Origin of the sequence: Pseudomonas sp. ICMP 3272 (assembly GCF_001466905.1) — a bacterium.
GTDB lineage: Bacteria > Pseudomonadota > Gammaproteobacteria > Pseudomonadales > Pseudomonadaceae > Aquipseudomonas > Aquipseudomonas amygdali.
Genome location: NZ_LKEK01000042.1, coordinates 84750 through 100971 on the forward strand (window position 1 = coordinate 84750; position 16222 = coordinate 100971).

The 16222-nt window shown below is 56.3% G+C and carries 14 protein-coding genes and 1 pseudogene; 9 read left to right on the top strand and 6 right to left on the bottom strand.

Annotation, left to right across the window (positions count from 1 at the left end; all coding sequences use genetic code 11):
* Nucleotides 1–299: 299 nt before the first annotated feature.
* From AO068_RS29215 to AO068_RS08515, 3 genes and pseudogenes are all read right to left on the bottom strand, one after another.
* Nucleotides 300–543: pseudogene (locus AO068_RS29215) on the bottom strand (integrase arm-type DNA-binding domain-containing protein); the annotation flags it as partial.
* A 379-nt stretch (nucleotides 544–922) separates the two neighbouring features.
* Entirely contained in the window at nucleotides 923–2575 is a 1653-nt protein-coding gene (locus tag AO068_RS08510) for a methyl-accepting chemotaxis protein (protein ID WP_404944479.1), read from the bottom strand.
* Nucleotides 2576–2673: 98 nt separating this feature from the next.
* Nucleotides 2674–4251 carry a diguanylate cyclase gene (locus tag AO068_RS08515; RefSeq protein WP_058408211.1) on the bottom strand — a complete coding sequence of 526 codons (1578 nt, stop codon included), beginning with the start codon at nucleotides 4249–4251 and terminating at the stop codon, nucleotides 2674–2676.
* A 222-nt stretch (nucleotides 4252–4473) separates the two neighbouring features.
* On the opposite strand from AO068_RS08515, the gene AO068_RS08520 reads away from it, so the two are divergent.
* Nucleotides 4474–5166: a hypothetical protein gene (locus AO068_RS08520; RefSeq protein WP_058408128.1), complete on the top strand. Its 693-nt coding sequence runs from the start codon at nucleotides 4474–4476 to the stop codon at nucleotides 5164–5166.
* A gap of 106 nt (nucleotides 5167–5272) precedes the next feature.
* Here the strand turns inward: AO068_RS08520 and AO068_RS08525 are convergent, their stop codons facing one another.
* Entirely contained in the window at nucleotides 5273–6460 is a 1188-nt protein-coding gene (locus AO068_RS08525) for an MFS transporter (RefSeq protein WP_058408129.1), read from the bottom strand.
* A gap of 110 nt (nucleotides 6461–6570) precedes the next feature.
* Here AO068_RS08525 and AO068_RS08530 point away from each other — a divergent pair, with 110 nt between their 5' ends.
* From AO068_RS08530 to AO068_RS08540, 3 genes are all read left to right on the top strand, one after another.
* The gene (locus tag AO068_RS08530; RefSeq protein WP_058408130.1) at nucleotides 6571–7197 is read left to right on the top strand and encodes a TetR/AcrR family transcriptional regulator; all 627 of its coding nucleotides are present in this window, start codon (nucleotides 6571–6573) and stop codon (nucleotides 7195–7197) included.
* A 101-nt stretch (nucleotides 7198–7298) separates the two neighbouring features.
* On the top strand, nucleotides 7299–9152 hold the full coding sequence (locus AO068_RS08535) for an ABC transporter ATP-binding protein (RefSeq protein WP_058408131.1): 1854 nt from the start codon (nucleotides 7299–7301) through the stop codon (nucleotides 9150–9152).
* Between the two features lie 124 nt (nucleotides 9153–9276).
* Nucleotides 9277–10152, top strand: coding sequence for a LysR family transcriptional regulator (locus tag AO068_RS08540; RefSeq protein WP_058408212.1), 876 nt, complete (start codon nucleotides 9277–9279; stop codon nucleotides 10150–10152).
* 59 nt (nucleotides 10153–10211) lie between these two features.
* On the opposite strand, the gene AO068_RS08545 is transcribed toward AO068_RS08540, so the two are convergent.
* On the bottom strand, nucleotides 10212–10637 hold the full coding sequence (locus AO068_RS08545; protein ID WP_024660034.1) for a VOC family protein: 426 nt from the start codon (nucleotides 10635–10637) through the stop codon (nucleotides 10212–10214).
* Nucleotides 10638–10884: 247 nt separating this feature from the next.
* On the opposite strand from AO068_RS08545, the gene AO068_RS08550 reads away from it, so the two are divergent.
* From AO068_RS08550 to AO068_RS08565, 4 genes are all read left to right on the top strand, one after another.
* The gene (locus AO068_RS08550; RefSeq protein WP_058408132.1) at nucleotides 10885–11466 is read left to right on the top strand and encodes a TetR/AcrR family transcriptional regulator; all 582 of its coding nucleotides are present in this window, start codon (nucleotides 10885–10887) and stop codon (nucleotides 11464–11466) included.
* 54 nt (nucleotides 11467–11520) lie between these two features.
* On the top strand, nucleotides 11521–12624 hold the full coding sequence (locus AO068_RS08555) for an alkene reductase (RefSeq protein ID WP_058402303.1): 1104 nt from the start codon (nucleotides 11521–11523) through the stop codon (nucleotides 12622–12624).
* Between the two features lie 47 nt (nucleotides 12625–12671).
* On the top strand, nucleotides 12672–13058 hold the full coding sequence (locus tag AO068_RS08560) for a nuclear transport factor 2 family protein (protein WP_058408133.1): 387 nt from the start codon (nucleotides 12672–12674) through the stop codon (nucleotides 13056–13058).
* A 61-nt stretch (nucleotides 13059–13119) separates the two neighbouring features.
* Complete coding sequence (locus tag AO068_RS08565; RefSeq protein WP_058408134.1) at nucleotides 13120–13776, top strand: NAD(P)H-binding protein; 657 nt, start codon at nucleotides 13120–13122, stop codon at nucleotides 13774–13776.
* Between the two features lie 16 nt (nucleotides 13777–13792).
* On the opposite strand, the gene AO068_RS08570 is transcribed toward AO068_RS08565, so the two are convergent.
* Complete coding sequence (locus AO068_RS08570) at nucleotides 13793–14890, bottom strand: NADH:flavin oxidoreductase (protein ID WP_058408135.1); 1098 nt, start codon at nucleotides 14888–14890, stop codon at nucleotides 13793–13795.
* 138 nt (nucleotides 14891–15028) lie between these two features.
* Here AO068_RS08570 and AO068_RS08575 point away from each other — a divergent pair, with 138 nt between their 5' ends.
* Complete coding sequence (locus AO068_RS08575; protein ID WP_058408136.1) at nucleotides 15029–15931, top strand: LysR family transcriptional regulator; 903 nt, start codon at nucleotides 15029–15031, stop codon at nucleotides 15929–15931.
* Nucleotides 15932–16222: the final 291 nt, after the last annotated feature.

Consider the following 16222-nt stretch of genomic DNA (forward strand, 5'->3'; position numbering starts at 1 on the left):
TCCAGATAGCATCCATATTAATCCACTGGGAGGCACTTCCAGTACGGTGATTTGATGTCGAGCAATCAATTTATGTAGAGGGCTGGATACGTGTGTCCATGCCGCTTCCTCTGTCACACCATTTGATAGGCTTTAGTGCGCCGTCCTCGGTGTGCGCTTGCCGACGTTTTCGCACAACCCGTTAAAACCAGGGACGACCACGCATGACTATGGTTTTCCTCATGCTCACTGTATCGCGACCTCGGCGACATCACCCCCGGACAGAGCTTGACGACTAGATTGACTTGGCCTTCTTCGTCCTCAAGATATTTGGCATGGTTATAGGCCGAACCCACCTTATTCGGATCAGCATGGGAACAACTGCGCATCTACCCAGATCTTGGGGTAGCCGATCTCTTTCAGTTCTATCGAAATGGTTCCGCGGATGCCGTAGCCAGTTATAAGACTCTCGTAATCCATTCGCTTCAAAGCTGCGTTGGGGGTGTTCTCGCTGATGCGTTTTTTGAGTTCGCGGTGGTGCGCAAGCAGGTGTTTCTTGGCTGGGCGCATTGCTTGCCTTAGAGATCGTAAATCTCGATCGCCCGTATATCCCGCGCTACGTGGGGCACAACCGGGGGCATAGTTTAGTTTTTCCGACCTGAAAATACTGCGCTAGGACCCAGTCAAAATGTTCTTCGGCGATCCCGATATTCTGTAGGGGTCGGCAGGCAGGCCGTTCAGCTGATCATTTCTGCGTTTCCACAAACCATAGAGCTCCATCCACCTCCAGTGGATTTCTACATTGGGGGCACATCTGAGGGCATGCTTTACCTCACTGCACACACGGGCGGCTGTAACTTGATCAAGCAATCAAGCCCTGCGGTGGAAGACCTACTCCTCAAGGCGTTCATGCTGGAACTGGATACAGCCCCCAAAACCGTTCTCACACAACAAACCGATTAACCAACTGATTCAGATTAACCGCCAGCTTCGACATTTCACCGCACGCACTCGCGGTTTGCGCGGCTCCCGCAGCACTCTGTGTCGCAAGCTCACGAATGCTGACCAGATTTCGGTCCACCTCTCGAGCGACGTGAGACTGTTCTTCAGAAGCGGTCGCGATCATGAGGTTGCGTTCATTGATTTGAATAATGGCCGTTGATATTTGATCCAGCGAGGTACTGGCCTCCTGGGCAACGCCAAGTGATTCGGTCGCAAGGTCTCTGCTCGTATTCATCGCCTTCACGGCCAGGTCAGAATCGCTCTGGATGGCAGCAATCATCTGCTCGATTTCTTGAGTAGACACCTGGGTGCGATGGGCTAAAGCCCTTACTTCGTCAGCCACCACCGCAAATCCACGGCCTTGCTCGCCCGCCCGTGCGGCTTCGATGGCGGCGTTCAACGCCAACAGGTTGGTTTGCTCTGCAATGGCCCTGATTACCTCGACAACCTTGGTGATGCTCTGAGCACGGTCTGACAACCCTTGAATCTGCTCGCTCGTGTTTTCAACGTTACCGTTCAGCTTTTCAATTGACTTTAACGTCTGAGCCACCCGCGCCAAACCTACCTCGGTATAGCCTTGGGTACGTTTTGACTCTTCGGAAGCTGACTCGGCATTACGAGCGACCTCATCAACAGCAGCGCTCATTTCTGTGACCGCTGTTGCTGCCTGATTGACTTCATCGTTCTGGGAAACAAGGCCGCGACTCGACTCCTCGGTAACCGCCGTCATCTCTTCAGACGCAGACGCCAACTGATTAGAGGAATCGGATATCTGCATGATGGTGTTTCGCAGGTTTGCCTGCATCTGCGCGAGCGCTTTCAACAGTCTCCCCGCTTCATCAGTCCCGCTTACCAAGACCTCCTTGGAGAGGTCACTGGCCGCGATGCGCTCAGCGACAGACAGCGCGTCGTTAATCGGGGAGGTAATACTTTTCGTCAGCAGTAATGCCAAACCGACCGTCAAGATAACGACACCCGCTATCAGGCCTACAACAAGCCACAGGCCGTTTTCATAGAGATCCGTCGCAGTTTGCCCGGCCCGTGCAGCGCCTTCGTTGTTAAAGTTGGTGAGGTCTTTGATCTGCACCTCCATTGTGTTCGTCATTGGACGGATGCTGGTACTCACCAGGCTGACCGCAGCCGCAATATCACCCTGTCTCATCAACGGCTCAAGAATATCCAGTTGCTTGGAATAGGCATCGGCACTGTTTTTTACCGGAATATAAAGCGAGCGCTCCTTTTCATCGGCGATGAGGGGCTCATAGTTCGCCACCGCTTCGGTGAATGCCTTACGGTAGCCAGCGAAGCTTTCAATATTCTTTTGAATGGATTGAGGGTCAGCAAGGCCTCGCTGCGTTTCGAGCCTCAGGCGAAGGGTCGTGGTGTTCATCAACGACGTTTGGCGGATGCTGGCCATCCAATTGAGTTCGACGTCTTTCTCGGCGTCTCTGAGCTTGCCCATTTGCAGGACTGCAAATACCCCCAGCACGAATACCAATACGATGATTGACGCGAAAAACAAGGCAGCTCGGGGAGCTAAATTGAGGTTTCGGAGGCGCATGCGAGATTCCTGCTTTTCAATGATGGCTGACATGTTAAAGAGACTATCGACACAAATCTGGAAACTTTAAGCTCGTCGTCGAAAGGCCCTTTGGATGGTAGAAAGCGGTCACGACTTTACAAGACCTCAACTCAGCAGTGGCCTGAATCCAGAACGGGCTGGCCTATGAACTGCTTTCGTGTGGAATGGGCCATCGACCGCCCCTCGACGCAGTTGCGACCTCTGGTTTTGGCGCAGTAAAGAAGTCGATCTGCTTCCCTCAGGGCCGCTGTGTAACCCTCCTTCTCGAGTGCGTTGATCGCCACCACGCCCGAGCTGATTGTTACGTGGCCCAGCGGGCTGGCGGAGTGCTCTATCAGTGCGTTTTCAATGGATAACCTGACCTCTTCGGCAACGCTTAAAGCACCCGTTAAATCTGTGCCAGGCAACAGAATCACAAACTCTTCTCCGCCATATCGTGCGGCCAGGTCGCCAGGCCGCTTGATACCGCTTCCGATAAGCCCCGCTACCTGGCTTAGGCAGTCGTCGCCCCGCAGATGGCCGTAGCAGTCGTTGTATTGTTTGAACCAGTCAATATCCAACAAAATAAGGGCGATGGATGAGTTATCTCTGGAAGCTCGTTCCCACTCCAGTTGAAAGGTAGCGTCGAAACAACGCCGATTGGCCAGATGCGTCAAACTGTCGGTCCTGGCGATGATCTCGAGGTCGGCTCTGGCGACACTCAACTCATTTTCCGCAGTGATCAGGTGTCGGATTTGCCTGTATAACAAGATGCCGAGTAAAACCAGGGTCAAACTGATCATGCCGACCAGCGCCATGGATCGATATGCATAAGCCCACCAAGGGGCGAATACATGCTCGCAGGACACACCAGCGGCGGCGACGATGGGCAACCCGGACACCCGCCGATAGGCATAAATTCTTTCCACGCCATCCACTACAGACTTGAACACAGCGGTGCCGCTGTCGCTGTATGGCAGATAGCGAGTGAAAAGATCACCTTTGGCGATATTGGTGGTCATCAATGCTGCCAGCGTCGGTCGTCGAGCCAGCAGGTCGCCATTGTTCAGCGCGAGGAAAATAACGCCCTTGTCGTCCACATCCATGCGTTTGAAGAATGATTGAAAATAGGCCACAGGCACAGTCGCCAGAGCCACACCTGCAAATGTGCCATCAGCAGTATTGATACGCCGGCTGATAGGGATGACCCTGTCTCCCGTGCTGCGGCTCTCAATGATGGAGCCGATGTGGATGGACTCGTCGGCGTTGTCGCGGTGATAGACGAAATACGCGCGGTCACCGTTGTTTTTTACCTGTATACCTTGAGAAAAAGAGTTGGCGACCCAGTTGCCTTGGGCATCGTAGATAAAAAGCCCTTGAATGCCGTTGACGTTCAACACGTCCTGAGCCATTCGCTTCGCCAGTCGAGCTTGCTGAGGCCCTTCTACACCATCGTGCTCCACGCGTTCCACGAGATCACGCAGCGTATTATCAGCCTGTCGTACCGTATCCTGAGCTTGCTGCTCGGCAGCAAGAACGATGTTTGAAACCGTAATTGTGGCGGTAGCGACACGCTCACGTCTGGACTGGTTCATTTGCCAGGCTGTAGCCAAAACCAGCGATACACACACCAGAGCAATAAAGCCAATTAGTGCTTTGGTGAGCATGGAAGGCGCGAGCCTGACTGAGGATCGGTAAACATGCTTCATGGGTGCGTCATCAAATTGACTTTTGAACGCTCTATGCATCTTTCGTACCCTGATAGCGGGTCTGGCCAGTGCCTTCACTTCTTGCTTGTCTCCGGTTAAAGCCGAGGTGCTGACTGGACCTCCTGGCTAATGGTCCGTGACATCCTCGCGTTGCTCCACTAAATTACGCCCCCCGAAACGCCCTGAGCCTTTCGCGCCTCAAACCTGAAATAGTGAAATTCAATGCCTGACTCCCAGACCAACGAAGCCCTGACCTCCTCCAAGCTGGAATACGAAAGCGCAATTGGTCTTTCCCAGCACGTGCCGCAGGCCAAGACCATCAGCGAGATGGTGCTTGATGCGTTCCAGACCGCCAAGGAAAGCGAAGAAATCCGTGAGCTGCGTTCCGCCATTCGTCTGGCGCAGGATGAGCACGATGACGACAAAGCCTACGAACTGATGGGCCAACTGAAACGCCTCAAGGATGCCGAAGCGGCAGACAGCGCAGCACTGGCCGATCTTGGCACGCAGTTCCCGATCAGCCGTATTCTGTCCAGCTACAAGAATGACCCGGCATTTCAGGAACTGGTCTACGGCCTGGCGCTCAAGGTGCTGAACCAGACGCATCAGGCGATCAGCAACCCCACTACCGCCAAGAGCAAGACAACGCGTGCCCGCAAGGAAGCCGAGGTCTACACCATCAGCAAGGATGGCCAGAGTGTCAGCCTGCCGTTGCGCACCCCGCGTTCCAACCTTAATGTCGACCGCGAAGCCCTCGAGTTTCTTGGCTTCACCTTTGTCGGTGAAGGCGATACCGCCGAACTGCAAGAAACAACCTTTGTCGACAATGAAGGCATCGAGCTGCCGGCGACCCGTAAAAACATCGTCACCGCGCTGCAACAGGGCAAGGCATTCAACGCTTACAGCATTGCGTAATGACGATCGGCCGGCGATGCGATAACGCCATGGCGCTCGCCTCGCCGACGACCATGTGTTGAGCGAAGAGCAAGTCCAGTGGTTGTCTCCAGCCACTGGCACCGATTTACTCCATCAGCCGATCACCTCTCGCAAAACCATGAGCCCGCGCACGCAGCGCAATAACCAGGCTCAGCACTAATAATGCAAACAAGACCCACGTAAACGAGCTCACGCCCCACTGCCCAAGCAACACGCCGCCCAGTAGCCCACCGCCTGCAATAGCGCTGTTCCAAACAACGACATTCATCGAAAGCGCCACGTCAGCGCCCTCGCCTGCCGAGTCGGCGAGCGCGGTTTGCAGAAGCGTGGCGGCACCGCCAAAGGTCAGGCCCCAGATAAATACCCCGATATAGATGGCCAGGGCCGAGCCAGAAAACACACCCAGGAACACCGAAACCGCCGCGAAGCTCGCGAGGCTGGCCAACACCGTCTTGCGTAAATGACGATCAACCAGCCGTCCCGTTACCCAGATGCCCGCCAGCGCGGCGACACCGAATGCCAGCAATACCAAATCGACGTCCCTCGCCAACCCGGCCTCGGAAACAAACGGCGCGACGTAGGTATAAAGAATGTTGTGAGCCAGCATCCAGGTGAAGACCACTCCCAGTACCGAGCGTACGCCCGGGGTGAAAAAGACCTGACGCAATGCCATGCGCTTAGCCGCGGACTGGCCAGGATAGTCCGGCACTTTGATCAGCACCCAGACGATCAACAGCAGGGTCATTGCGGACATCAATCCGAATGCCATGCGCCAGCCCATCAATCCGCCCAGCCAGGTTCCCAGAGGCACGCCCAATGACAACGCGATGGGCGTTCCCACCATTGCGATCGCCAGCGCGCGGCCCTGCAATTGGGGAACGACCATACGTCGTGCGTAACCCGCGATAAGGCTCCAGGCCAGCCCCGCAGAGACGCCAGCGAAAAACCTCGCGATCAGGGTCAGCCAGTAGCTGGAAGACAGCGCAGTGACGGAATTGAACACCAGGAAGCCGACAATCGTCAGCAACAAGACTGTTCGGCGACGCCAGCTTTGCGTAGCGATGGTCAGCGGAATGGCTGCCAGCAGTGAGCCCAACGCGTAAACAGTCACCATTTGCCCTGCAAACGATGCCGAGACTCCCAGGCCACTGCCGATTTCGGGCAGCAAACCCGCAGGCAACGTCTCGGTCACGATGCAAATGAACCCTGTCATCGCCAAAGCCAGCAATGCCCCGAGCGGAAGTTTTTCGCTCTGTTTCTCGTCTGTCGTCATTCGAATCTCCCCACTAATATACTGATCGATACAAATATAGGCAGAACACCCCAGGTGGTCAACGACTTATGTATCGACTAGTATTTAAATAATTCTGGAGGAGACCCGGCATGGCACAGATGGGACGTCCGCGCACGTTTGACCGTGACGTGGCAATCACTCAGGCGCTGCATTTGTTCTGGGAGCATGGATACGATGCAACATCCCTGAGCCAATTGAAGGCGAACATAGGCGGAGGCATTACCGCACCAAGCTTTTACGCCGCTTTTGGCTCGAAACAGGCACTGTTCAATGAGGTGATGGAGCGCTATCTCGCCACCCACGGTCGGGTTACCGACAGCCTGTTTGACAACACTCTGCCGCCCAGGGAGGCGATTGAACTCACCCTTCGCCGGTCCGCAAAAATGCAGTGCGAGCCCGATCATCCCAAGGGCTGCCTGGTGGCGTTAGGTCTGATGAGCACGTGCTCGGAAGAGAGCAAGGCGATTTCCGCACCGCTCGCAAAAGCCAGGAACCTGAATCGTGCGGGTATCGTTGCCTGCATCCACCGCGCCATTGCTACAGGGGAATTGCCCGCGACGGTGATACCGGAGGCTCTCGCTGCTGCGTTCGACAGTTTTCTTCTGGGCTTGTCTACACTGGCTCGCGACGATGTTCCACATGCCACACTGGATGCCGCAGTCACTCAAATGATGGGCCTGTGGGATAGTCTGCGTAGTGTTACCGACGACCAATGACCCGCAGGTCCAGACTCATCTGCATTCCCTGGTAACGCCTTGATGCATTGCGCATAGGCGTCCAATGCCAGAATCCTCACCAAATCCTTTCGGAGACCACCATGCTTCGCGCGTTTGAAAAATGGCTCGACCCCTTCCCGCCCGACGAAGTGCCGCCGCCTCCTGACGGTCTGGTGCGGTTTCTCTGGGCCTGCACACGGGGAGCCCGTGGCTACATCCTGGCGCTTGCGCTACTGAGTGCCGGCGTATCGATTTACGAAGCCTGGCTGTTTTCTTTTCTCGGGCAGGTCGTGGACCTGCTGTCGGCCTGGAAGGCCGGCGACGATACGGCCATGCAGGAAAGCAGCGTGCTGTGGGGCATCGGCCTGGTATTGCTGGCCAGCATCGGGCTGGTCGCGTTGCGTACGATGGTCCAGCACCAGGTATTGGCGATCAACCTGCCATTGCGGCTGCGCTGGGACTTCCATCGGTTGATGTTGCGCCAAAGCCTTTCTTTTTTCTCCGATGAGTTCTCTGGCCGCGTCACCACCAAGGTGATGCAGACGGCACTGTCGGTGCGTGAGGTGCTGTTCACACTCATCGAAATCGCGCCCGGAATCGGGGTGTACTTTATCGCGATCATTGCATTGGCCGGCGGCTTCGACCTGAAGCTGATGCTGCCTTTCATTGCCTGGATCGCCCTGTTCGGTCTGGCCATGCTGTATTTCGTGCCCCGCCTGGGCAAAGTCGGACAGGAGCAGGCTAACGCGCGCTCATCGATGACCGGGCGTATCTCGGACGCCTACACCAACATCACCACGGTAAAGCTGTTCTCCCACTCCAAACGTGAAGCGCACTTCGCACGCGCTGCGATGGAAGACTTCAAGCTGACCGGCTTTCGCCAGATGCGTCTGGTCAGCCAGTTCGAGATCGTCAATCAGGTACTGGTGGTCGCGTTGATCATGGGTGCAGGTGGTTATGCACTATGGCTGTGGCATCAGGGTCAGGTCGGCACCGGTGCCGTAGCGGCGATTACCGCCATGGCGTTGCGCGTCAATGGCATGTCGCACTGGATCATGTGGCAAATGACCTCGCTGTTCGAGAACATTGGCACCGTACAGGACGGTATGGAAACCTTGACCCGCGGCCCCAAGGTTGAGGATGCGCCGGATGCAGCCGCCCTGGTCACCACGGGTGGTGCGGTAACCTTTGACAATGTGAGTTTCAATTACAACGGCGAACGTCAGGTGCTCGATGCCCTGAACGTGACCATTCGGCCGGGTGAAAAAATCGGCCTTGTGGGTCGCTCCGGCGCCGGGAAATCCACACTCATCAACCTGCTGTTGCGCTTCTATGACGTAGATGAAGGAGCAATCAGCATCGACGGGCAAAATATTGCGCACGTCACCCAGGACAGCCTGCGTAGTGCCATCGGCATGGTCACTCAGGACACATCCCTGCTGCACCGTTCCATCCGCGACAACATCGCCTATGGCCGTCCCGACGCGACTGATGCGCAAATCCACAGCGCGGCGGCCAGTGCTCAGGCCGATGGGTTCATCAGCCAACTGAGCGACAAGCAAGGCAATAGCGGCTACGACACTCTGGTGGGTGAGCGTGGCATCAAGCTGTCGGGCGGTCAGCGTCAACGTGTCGCGATTGCCCGGGTGATGCTCAAGAATGCGCCGATCCTGCTGCTGGACGAGGCCACCAGCGCGCTGGACTCGGAAGTCGAAGTGGCTATTCAGGAAAGCCTCGATGAAATGATGAAAGGCAAGACCGTGATCGCCATCGCCCATCGCCTGTCTACCATCGCAGCCATGGACCGGCTCATTGTCATGGACGACGGTCGCATCATCGAACAAGGCACCCACTCCGAACTGCTCGGCAAGAACGGAACCTATGCGCGGCTGTGGCATCACCAGAGCGGCGGGTTTCTCGGCGAAGATCAGGGTTTGACCGAGGCCATGGAGTAGGTACAAGTGTGAGCGGTCCGCAATGACTGTCGCCATTCGTGATCGCTCACATACGGGCGGGGCAACCCGCCAATAACAAATTTAATAAATGCGTTTTCAGTCAAAATACAATTATTATTTGACCATGATTAAAGAACTGAAAACATTTATTGCCGTGGCCAGAGAAGGGACTTTTGCGGCTGCCGGCAGCAAGATAGGGCTCACCCAGGCCGCCGTCAGTGCGCAGATGCAACGTCTGGAGGCGGAACTAGGTGTCGAGCTGTTTGACCGAAAAGGACGTTCAGCCCAACTCAACCGAATGGGCCAACAGGTGCTGTTACAGGGGCAGGACCTGGTGCGCCAATTCAACGCCCTGGGCACTGCTACGGTGGGGTTGCCCGCTAACGTATTGGTGACTATCGGCGCGATTGCCTCTGTACAGCGCTCATTTCTGCCGCAGGCGCTTGCCGAGTTTCACCAACGATTCGCCGCGTGCAGGACGCGTGTCATCCCGGGGCTGTCCATGGATCTGGTCAATCAGGTGGACGCTGGCGAGATCGACATGGCCGCGATCATTCGCCCACCCTTCTCGCTGCACAGTGACTTGCGATGGACTACCTTGGTGCGCGAGCCCTACCGGCTTATCGTCCCTGCCGATACGCCGGGGGATGACTGGTCGGAGCTGGTTTCAGCTCACCCATTCATTCGCTACGACCGATCGTCGTTTGGCGGCCGTCAGGTTGACCGGTTCCTGCGGCAAACCCATGTCTCGCTGCGCGAGGTATGCGAGCTCGATGAACTGGATGCGATCATCAAACTGGTGGCCAATGGCGTGGGTGTCGCACTGGTCCCAGAAACCGCGAGCAGCCAGGACTGGCCTGCTGGTGTGCGTTCCATCGATTTGCAACAACACACGTTTCATCGCGATATCGGGCTGGTACATCGCGCTCGTCGCAGCCTGAGCGAGCCTGTGCAAGCGCTGGTCGAACTGATTAACCAGCAGGCCCTGAACAAGCACTGACTCAGGACTTGCTGATCACTCAAGAGGGTCTGGCACAATGTTGCGCGCCAGGCCTTTTATCATTTTGCGAAGAGCTGGCTCATGTCTTTGAAGGCCTTGAACTCAAGGGCATTACCACAGGGATCGAACAGGAACATGGTGGCCTGTTCACCCACCTGGCCTTTGAATCGAATGTAGGGTTCGATGACGAACTCGGTGCCAAAGGATTTCAAGCGCTCCGCCAGGGCCTCCCACTGGGCCCATTCCAGAATGATGCCGAAGTGCGGGACCGGTACGTCATGACCGTCCACCGGGTTGCTGTGAACACTCTCTTGAGAAGCGGTTTTCGGGTGCTCGTGAATCACTAACTGGTGGCCGTAGAAGTCGAAATCGACCCACTGGGCGCTGGAGCGTCCTTCGGAAAGACCGAACACTTCGCCGTAAAAGGTACGTGTCGCGGCCAGATCGTAAACAGGGATTGCAAGATGGAAAGGAGAAAGACTCATCAGGACTCCGATTACAGCTCTTATTGGCTTATGAGGTCGGACGGTACGGTCCCTGCCCGACGGCTTTTTCAAGGTAGCTTCATGCTAAAGCGACGCTAACCTAAAATAAATCAATATAAATTTTTCATAAGCACAAATTATTTTTGTTTATGAGCTGCGCTATTGCCACCGATTGCGGTTTTTCCATGCAGTAAATTTCGATTTTTTGTAGACGACTGGTCTATTTCAATTTAGGATGCTCGACATTATGAAGAAACCAGCCCAGGACATGCGACAGCACATCATCAATGTGGCCAGATCGCTCATGACGAACAAAGGCTATACCGCCGTCGGCCTCGCTGAGGTTTTAAGCACGGCAGGTGTACCCAAGGGTTCGTTCTATTACTATTTCAAATCGAAAGAAGAATTCGGTCAGGCACTGCTGGAAGAGTATTTTTCCGAATACCTGGGCCGAATCGATGCACTTATGGCGCGTCCCGGCAGCGGAGCCGAGCGGCTGCTGGCCTACTTTAATTACTGGGCAGAAACCCAAGGCACCGAACTTCCCGAAGGCAAGTGCCTGGTCGTCAAGCTGGGAGCGGAAGTTTGCGACTTGTCCGAGGACATGCGTGGCGTGCTCGAAGTCGGTACAGCCAGAATTATCAAACGTATTACTGCTTGCGTAGACATGGGTGCGGCCGATGGCAGCATTCATCCCGAGGGAGACCATGAAGGCTTCGCGCAATCCCTCTACCAACTCTGGCTTGGTGCTTCCCTTCTGGTGAAGGTGAACAAGTCCACAGAGTCTTTCGATAAAGCACTGACCATGACCAAGCGCCTGCTGCGTTAGCACGCGTTTTTTTAATTTTTTAGTAGACGACCGGTCCACTAACAGAGGTAATTGATGAACGACTCACGCACTACCACCGACCTTTTCTCACCCATGCAGATGGGCTCGATCAAGCTGGCCAACCGTATTGTCATGGCCCCCGTCACTCGCAGTCGCTACGACGAGGACGGCGTTCCCGATCAATTACACGCAACCTACTACGCACAGCGCGCTACAGCAGGGTTGATTGTGAGCGAAGCGACAAACATTTCCGCTCAAGGTCGAGGCTATGCCGCAACGCCTGGCATCTGGAGCGAAGAGCAAGTGGCGGGCTGGAGGAAAGTCACAGATGCGGTACACGCCGCTGGAGGCAGGATCGTCAGCCAGCTTTGGCACGTAGGTCGTTTCTCCAGTGTCGACCTGCAACCCAATGGTGAGGCACCGGTCGCTCCCTCCGCCATCAAGGCCGAGGGCAATACCTACACCGTCGACGGGTTCGTAGCGGTGTCCATGCCGCGCGCGCTTGAAACTGACGAAATCCCCGGGATCATCGAGCAATACAAACACGCGGCAGAAAACGCCAAGCGTGCCGGGTTCGATGGCGTTGAAGTCCACTCGGCGAACAGCTACCTGCTGGACCAGTTTCTGCGCGACTCCACCAATCAGCGAACCGATCAGTACGGCGGCTCGATAGAAAACCGCGCCCGCCTGACGCTTGAAGTAACCAGGGCCATCGTGGATATCTGGGGCAGTGAGCGCGTAGGTATTCGCCTGTCGCCGGTGACGCCGGATGCCGGTAACACCGCCCCTGACAGCAACGTCATGGGCCTTCATGGTTATCTCATCCAGCAACTGAACACACTCAATCTCGCCTACCTGCACTTTGTCGAAGGCGCCACTGCCACGTCCCGTGAAGTGCCTGAAGGTGTCGACATGGACGCGCTAAGTACCCAGTTCAATGGCCCGTTCATTGGCAACAATAACTATGACCTGAAGATGGCGGTAGAGCGACGCGCACAAGGCAAGATCGACGCAGTGGCTTTCGGCCGCTTGTTTATCTCCAACCCCGATCTCGTTGCGCGTCTGCGCCATGGTGCCGAACTGACCATTGCCCCGCGTGACTCTTACTACGGTGGTGGTGCCAAGGGCTATACGGACTGGCCACCGGGTAACTATTGAAACCACAGCAGCACCAGAATCAGTTTGTTTTAAACCAGGAGCCCCCCATGAGCAAAAACATCAAAACAGTCCCGACCAACGACTACAACGCAGTTATCGCAACGGCCAGCAAGTACGTAGACGGCTTGCGCACATGCAGCGTTGCCGCTATCGCAGAAGCTTTTCACAAGGACGCTGTGATGTATGGCTTCACCAATGGTCAACTACTGGGCGGACCGATCAGCAACCTGTACACATTCGTCGAAAGCAACGGTACCGCTCCAGACATCACAACGCGTCTGGATGTCCTTGCCATCACGCCAACCACGGCAGTGGTGCGGATTGATATGGAAAAGGACGCTATCGGTGCGGACTACAATGACTACCTGACGCTGATAAAAATCGACGGCAGTTGGAAAGTGATTGCCAAGGTTTACCATCAGTTCGAAGGTTAACCCGGCTGAAATGCGCCGACGCTACGCAGCAGCGGCGCACGACTCACCAGAGGAAGATCTCATGTCAAAAGTTTTCGTCATCGGTGCCGCCGGAAAGATCGGCCGACGCCTTGTAAAAAACCTTGCCGACAACGGTCACGAAGTGCTCGCACTGCACCGCAAGGAAGAGCAATCAGCGGCCATAAAAGAGACCGGCGCCCTGCCCTTGCTAGGCAACCTCACCGAGCTGGATGCGTCTCGACTGGCCGGTTTGATGGCAGGCAGCGACGTGGTGGTTTTCACCGCCGGGGCTGGCGGCGCGGGCATCGAGCTGACCAATGCCATCGATGGCAAGGGCCTGGAAACCGCCGTGGCAGCCGCGTTGCTTGCCAAGGCAAATCGCTTCCTGCTGGTGTCGGCATTTCCTGAAGCTGCGCGCGGCACAGACACTTCAGCCGGTTTCGAGAATTACATGCGGGTTAAAAAACAAGCCGATGTGTATCTGGCATCTTCAGAACTGGACTGGGTGATTCTCAGACCGGGCACCCTGGTCGACAGCCAGGGCAGCGGTAAGGTCAGCGCAGGCCTGGCCATTGCGTATGGCGAAATACCACGCGACGACGTAGCCGCCGTCCTGGCTGCTCTGGTCGAACGACCCGGGATATCCCGGCAGATCATCGAACTGACCCAGGGCGCAACGCCTATCGACTTGGCATTAAGCACGCTTATCCCGCGCTGATACTCATCAGAAGCAATCAGACCAGTTCGCTGTCCTTGATGTTGGCGATGGGCCCGAGGATGGCAGGATCAAAGTCGCGGGCTGCTCGGCCTTCGAGCAGCAGCCGCGGCAGGTCCGGGTTTGCCAGGGCGCCCTTGCCCACGGCGATGATGTCTGCACCCTCGCGCAGCACCTTGTCGGCTTTTTCCGGGTCGTGCAAGCCGCCATTGGCAATCAGCGCAACATCGGGCGCGTAGCGACGGGCCAGTTTGATCAGGCTGGCTTCACTCTGGGCAAAAGCAGGTTGCCATGCCTCGTGTTCCGTCACATGAATGTAATCGACTCCGGCATCTGCCAGCGTACCGAAAATAATCTCGGCATCGCGCTCTCCTCCCGCCCATTTATGTTGGAAGTCGTTGACCTTGCCCTGTGAAAGGCGCACACCCACCGGTGCCTGCCCGGCCATTTTTTTCACTTCGGCAATGACATCGAGCGTCAGGCGCAGGCGCTGCTGAACATCACCTCCCCATCGATCGGTACGCTGATTGCTGTAGTCGGTCAGAAACTGGTCCAGCAAATAACCATTTGCGCCGTGAATCTCGACACCGTCAAAGCCCGCAGTGCCCAAAGCCAGCTGCGTAGCACGGGCGAACCCGTCGATGGCCTCGGCGATATCCTTGTCGCTCATGGCTCGCGGAATCCGGTAGCTGCCCGCGCCGTAATAGAACGCCATCTGCTCGCCCTTGGGACGAATGGCCGAAGGGCCAACAGACTCGCTGACGAAGCGATTGGCCTGGCTGAGTGCACCCGCGTGCATGATCTGCGCAATCATCGCACTGCCATGGCGATGAACGGCATCGGTGGCAGCACGCCATGCCTGAGCCTGCTCGTCATCGGTGAGCCCGGGCTGGAAGCGGTAGCCTTGGGAAGAACTGCGATCTGTATAGCTGCCCTCGGTGATGATCAGGCCAAAACCACCCTTGGCGAACCGCTCGTAATAGCGCGTCATGTTCTGCGTTGCATTGCCCTGCTCGTCCGCGCTCACGCGTGTCATGGGTGCTACCGCAAACCTGTTCTTCAGTTTCAGATGACCCATGTCGAACGGGGCTGTAACGTGTTTGTTTATCTCGCTCATACTTCAAACCCTCACTGTGCAGATCGCCTGCGAATTGCCCGCAGCAGCTGACATAACCTGCATGACGGTAAGTGCTGTTGCAGCCCATTGGAACCCAGCCGTTCAGATAAGGCGCTTTAACGGAAATGGATAGAACCTGTGCAAATTTCTGACATAGAGGTATTTGCGGCCATTGCATCCAGCAGGAGCCTGTCCGAAGCGGCCCGTCGACTCGGGTTATCTCCCATGGCGGTTTCCAGACGTTTGGCAGCGCTGGAAAACGACCTGAGCGTGAGGCTGGTTCACCGTACAACCCGCTCGGTATCGCTGACGGCGGAAGGCGAAGTTTTTCTGCCTCATGCCAAAACCATACTGGAAGCAAGCGAGACCGCTCGCACCACACTGAAGGCTGATGCAGTATCTGCCAACGGCGTTTTGCGGGTCACGGCACCCAGTGTGTTTGGTCAGACAGTCATCATGCCGCTGCTGCCCGCATTGATGCTGGAAAACCCGGCACTGAGTATCGACCTGACGCTGTCGGACAGCATTGTCGACATCGCCGGACTGGGAATCGATGTCGCCATCCGGATTGCCACGATACGCGACTCGGCTCTGGTGGCCAGGTCGCTGGCGCCCAACCCACGGGTGGTGTGTGCAAGCCCAGACTACCTGGCGAGGCACGGCAAACCAGCGCTACTGGACGAACTCAGACACCACCCGTGCATTGCCTTGCACGCAATGCCCTGGTGGTCGTTCACAAAAAACGGCGAGCCCATCACCATTCGCGCTCAGGGCCCCTTCTCTGCCAACAGCGTCGAGGCCGTGCGCACGGCATGTAAACAAGGTATGGGACTGGCCATGCTGACCTATTGGGATGTCCGACAGGAAATCAACGAAGGCAGCCTTCAGCAGGTGGACTTCGAAGATGCCATACCCGAACAGCTGTCTGTCACGGCAGTGCTGCCAACACGCCAGCGCGTTCCCCACAGGGTGCGCCTGTTCATTGACCGCCTTGAAGCAGAGCTCAAGAGCAAGGCAGGCGCGGCGGGAGCCACCTTGTAAACGAACGAACCGGCATCAAGCCGGTTCGCAAACCATCCACTGCAATCAGACCTGCCTGGGCTGCGTGATCAGGATACTCAGCGACAATTCCGCTGCTGGATTCGCCTGCGCGCCCTGATGCTGCGGGCTGACTCACCCGCAAAATCAGCAATGGGTGGCGATCAGGAAAGAACAGGTTCCACCCCGCTTCTCCCTGGAATCGCTGCGAACCTACACCGCAGACATTAGCCAAGCACCACAAAATACCTATAAAGCATAATAAATTATCAAATAAATCATAAAAACCTATAT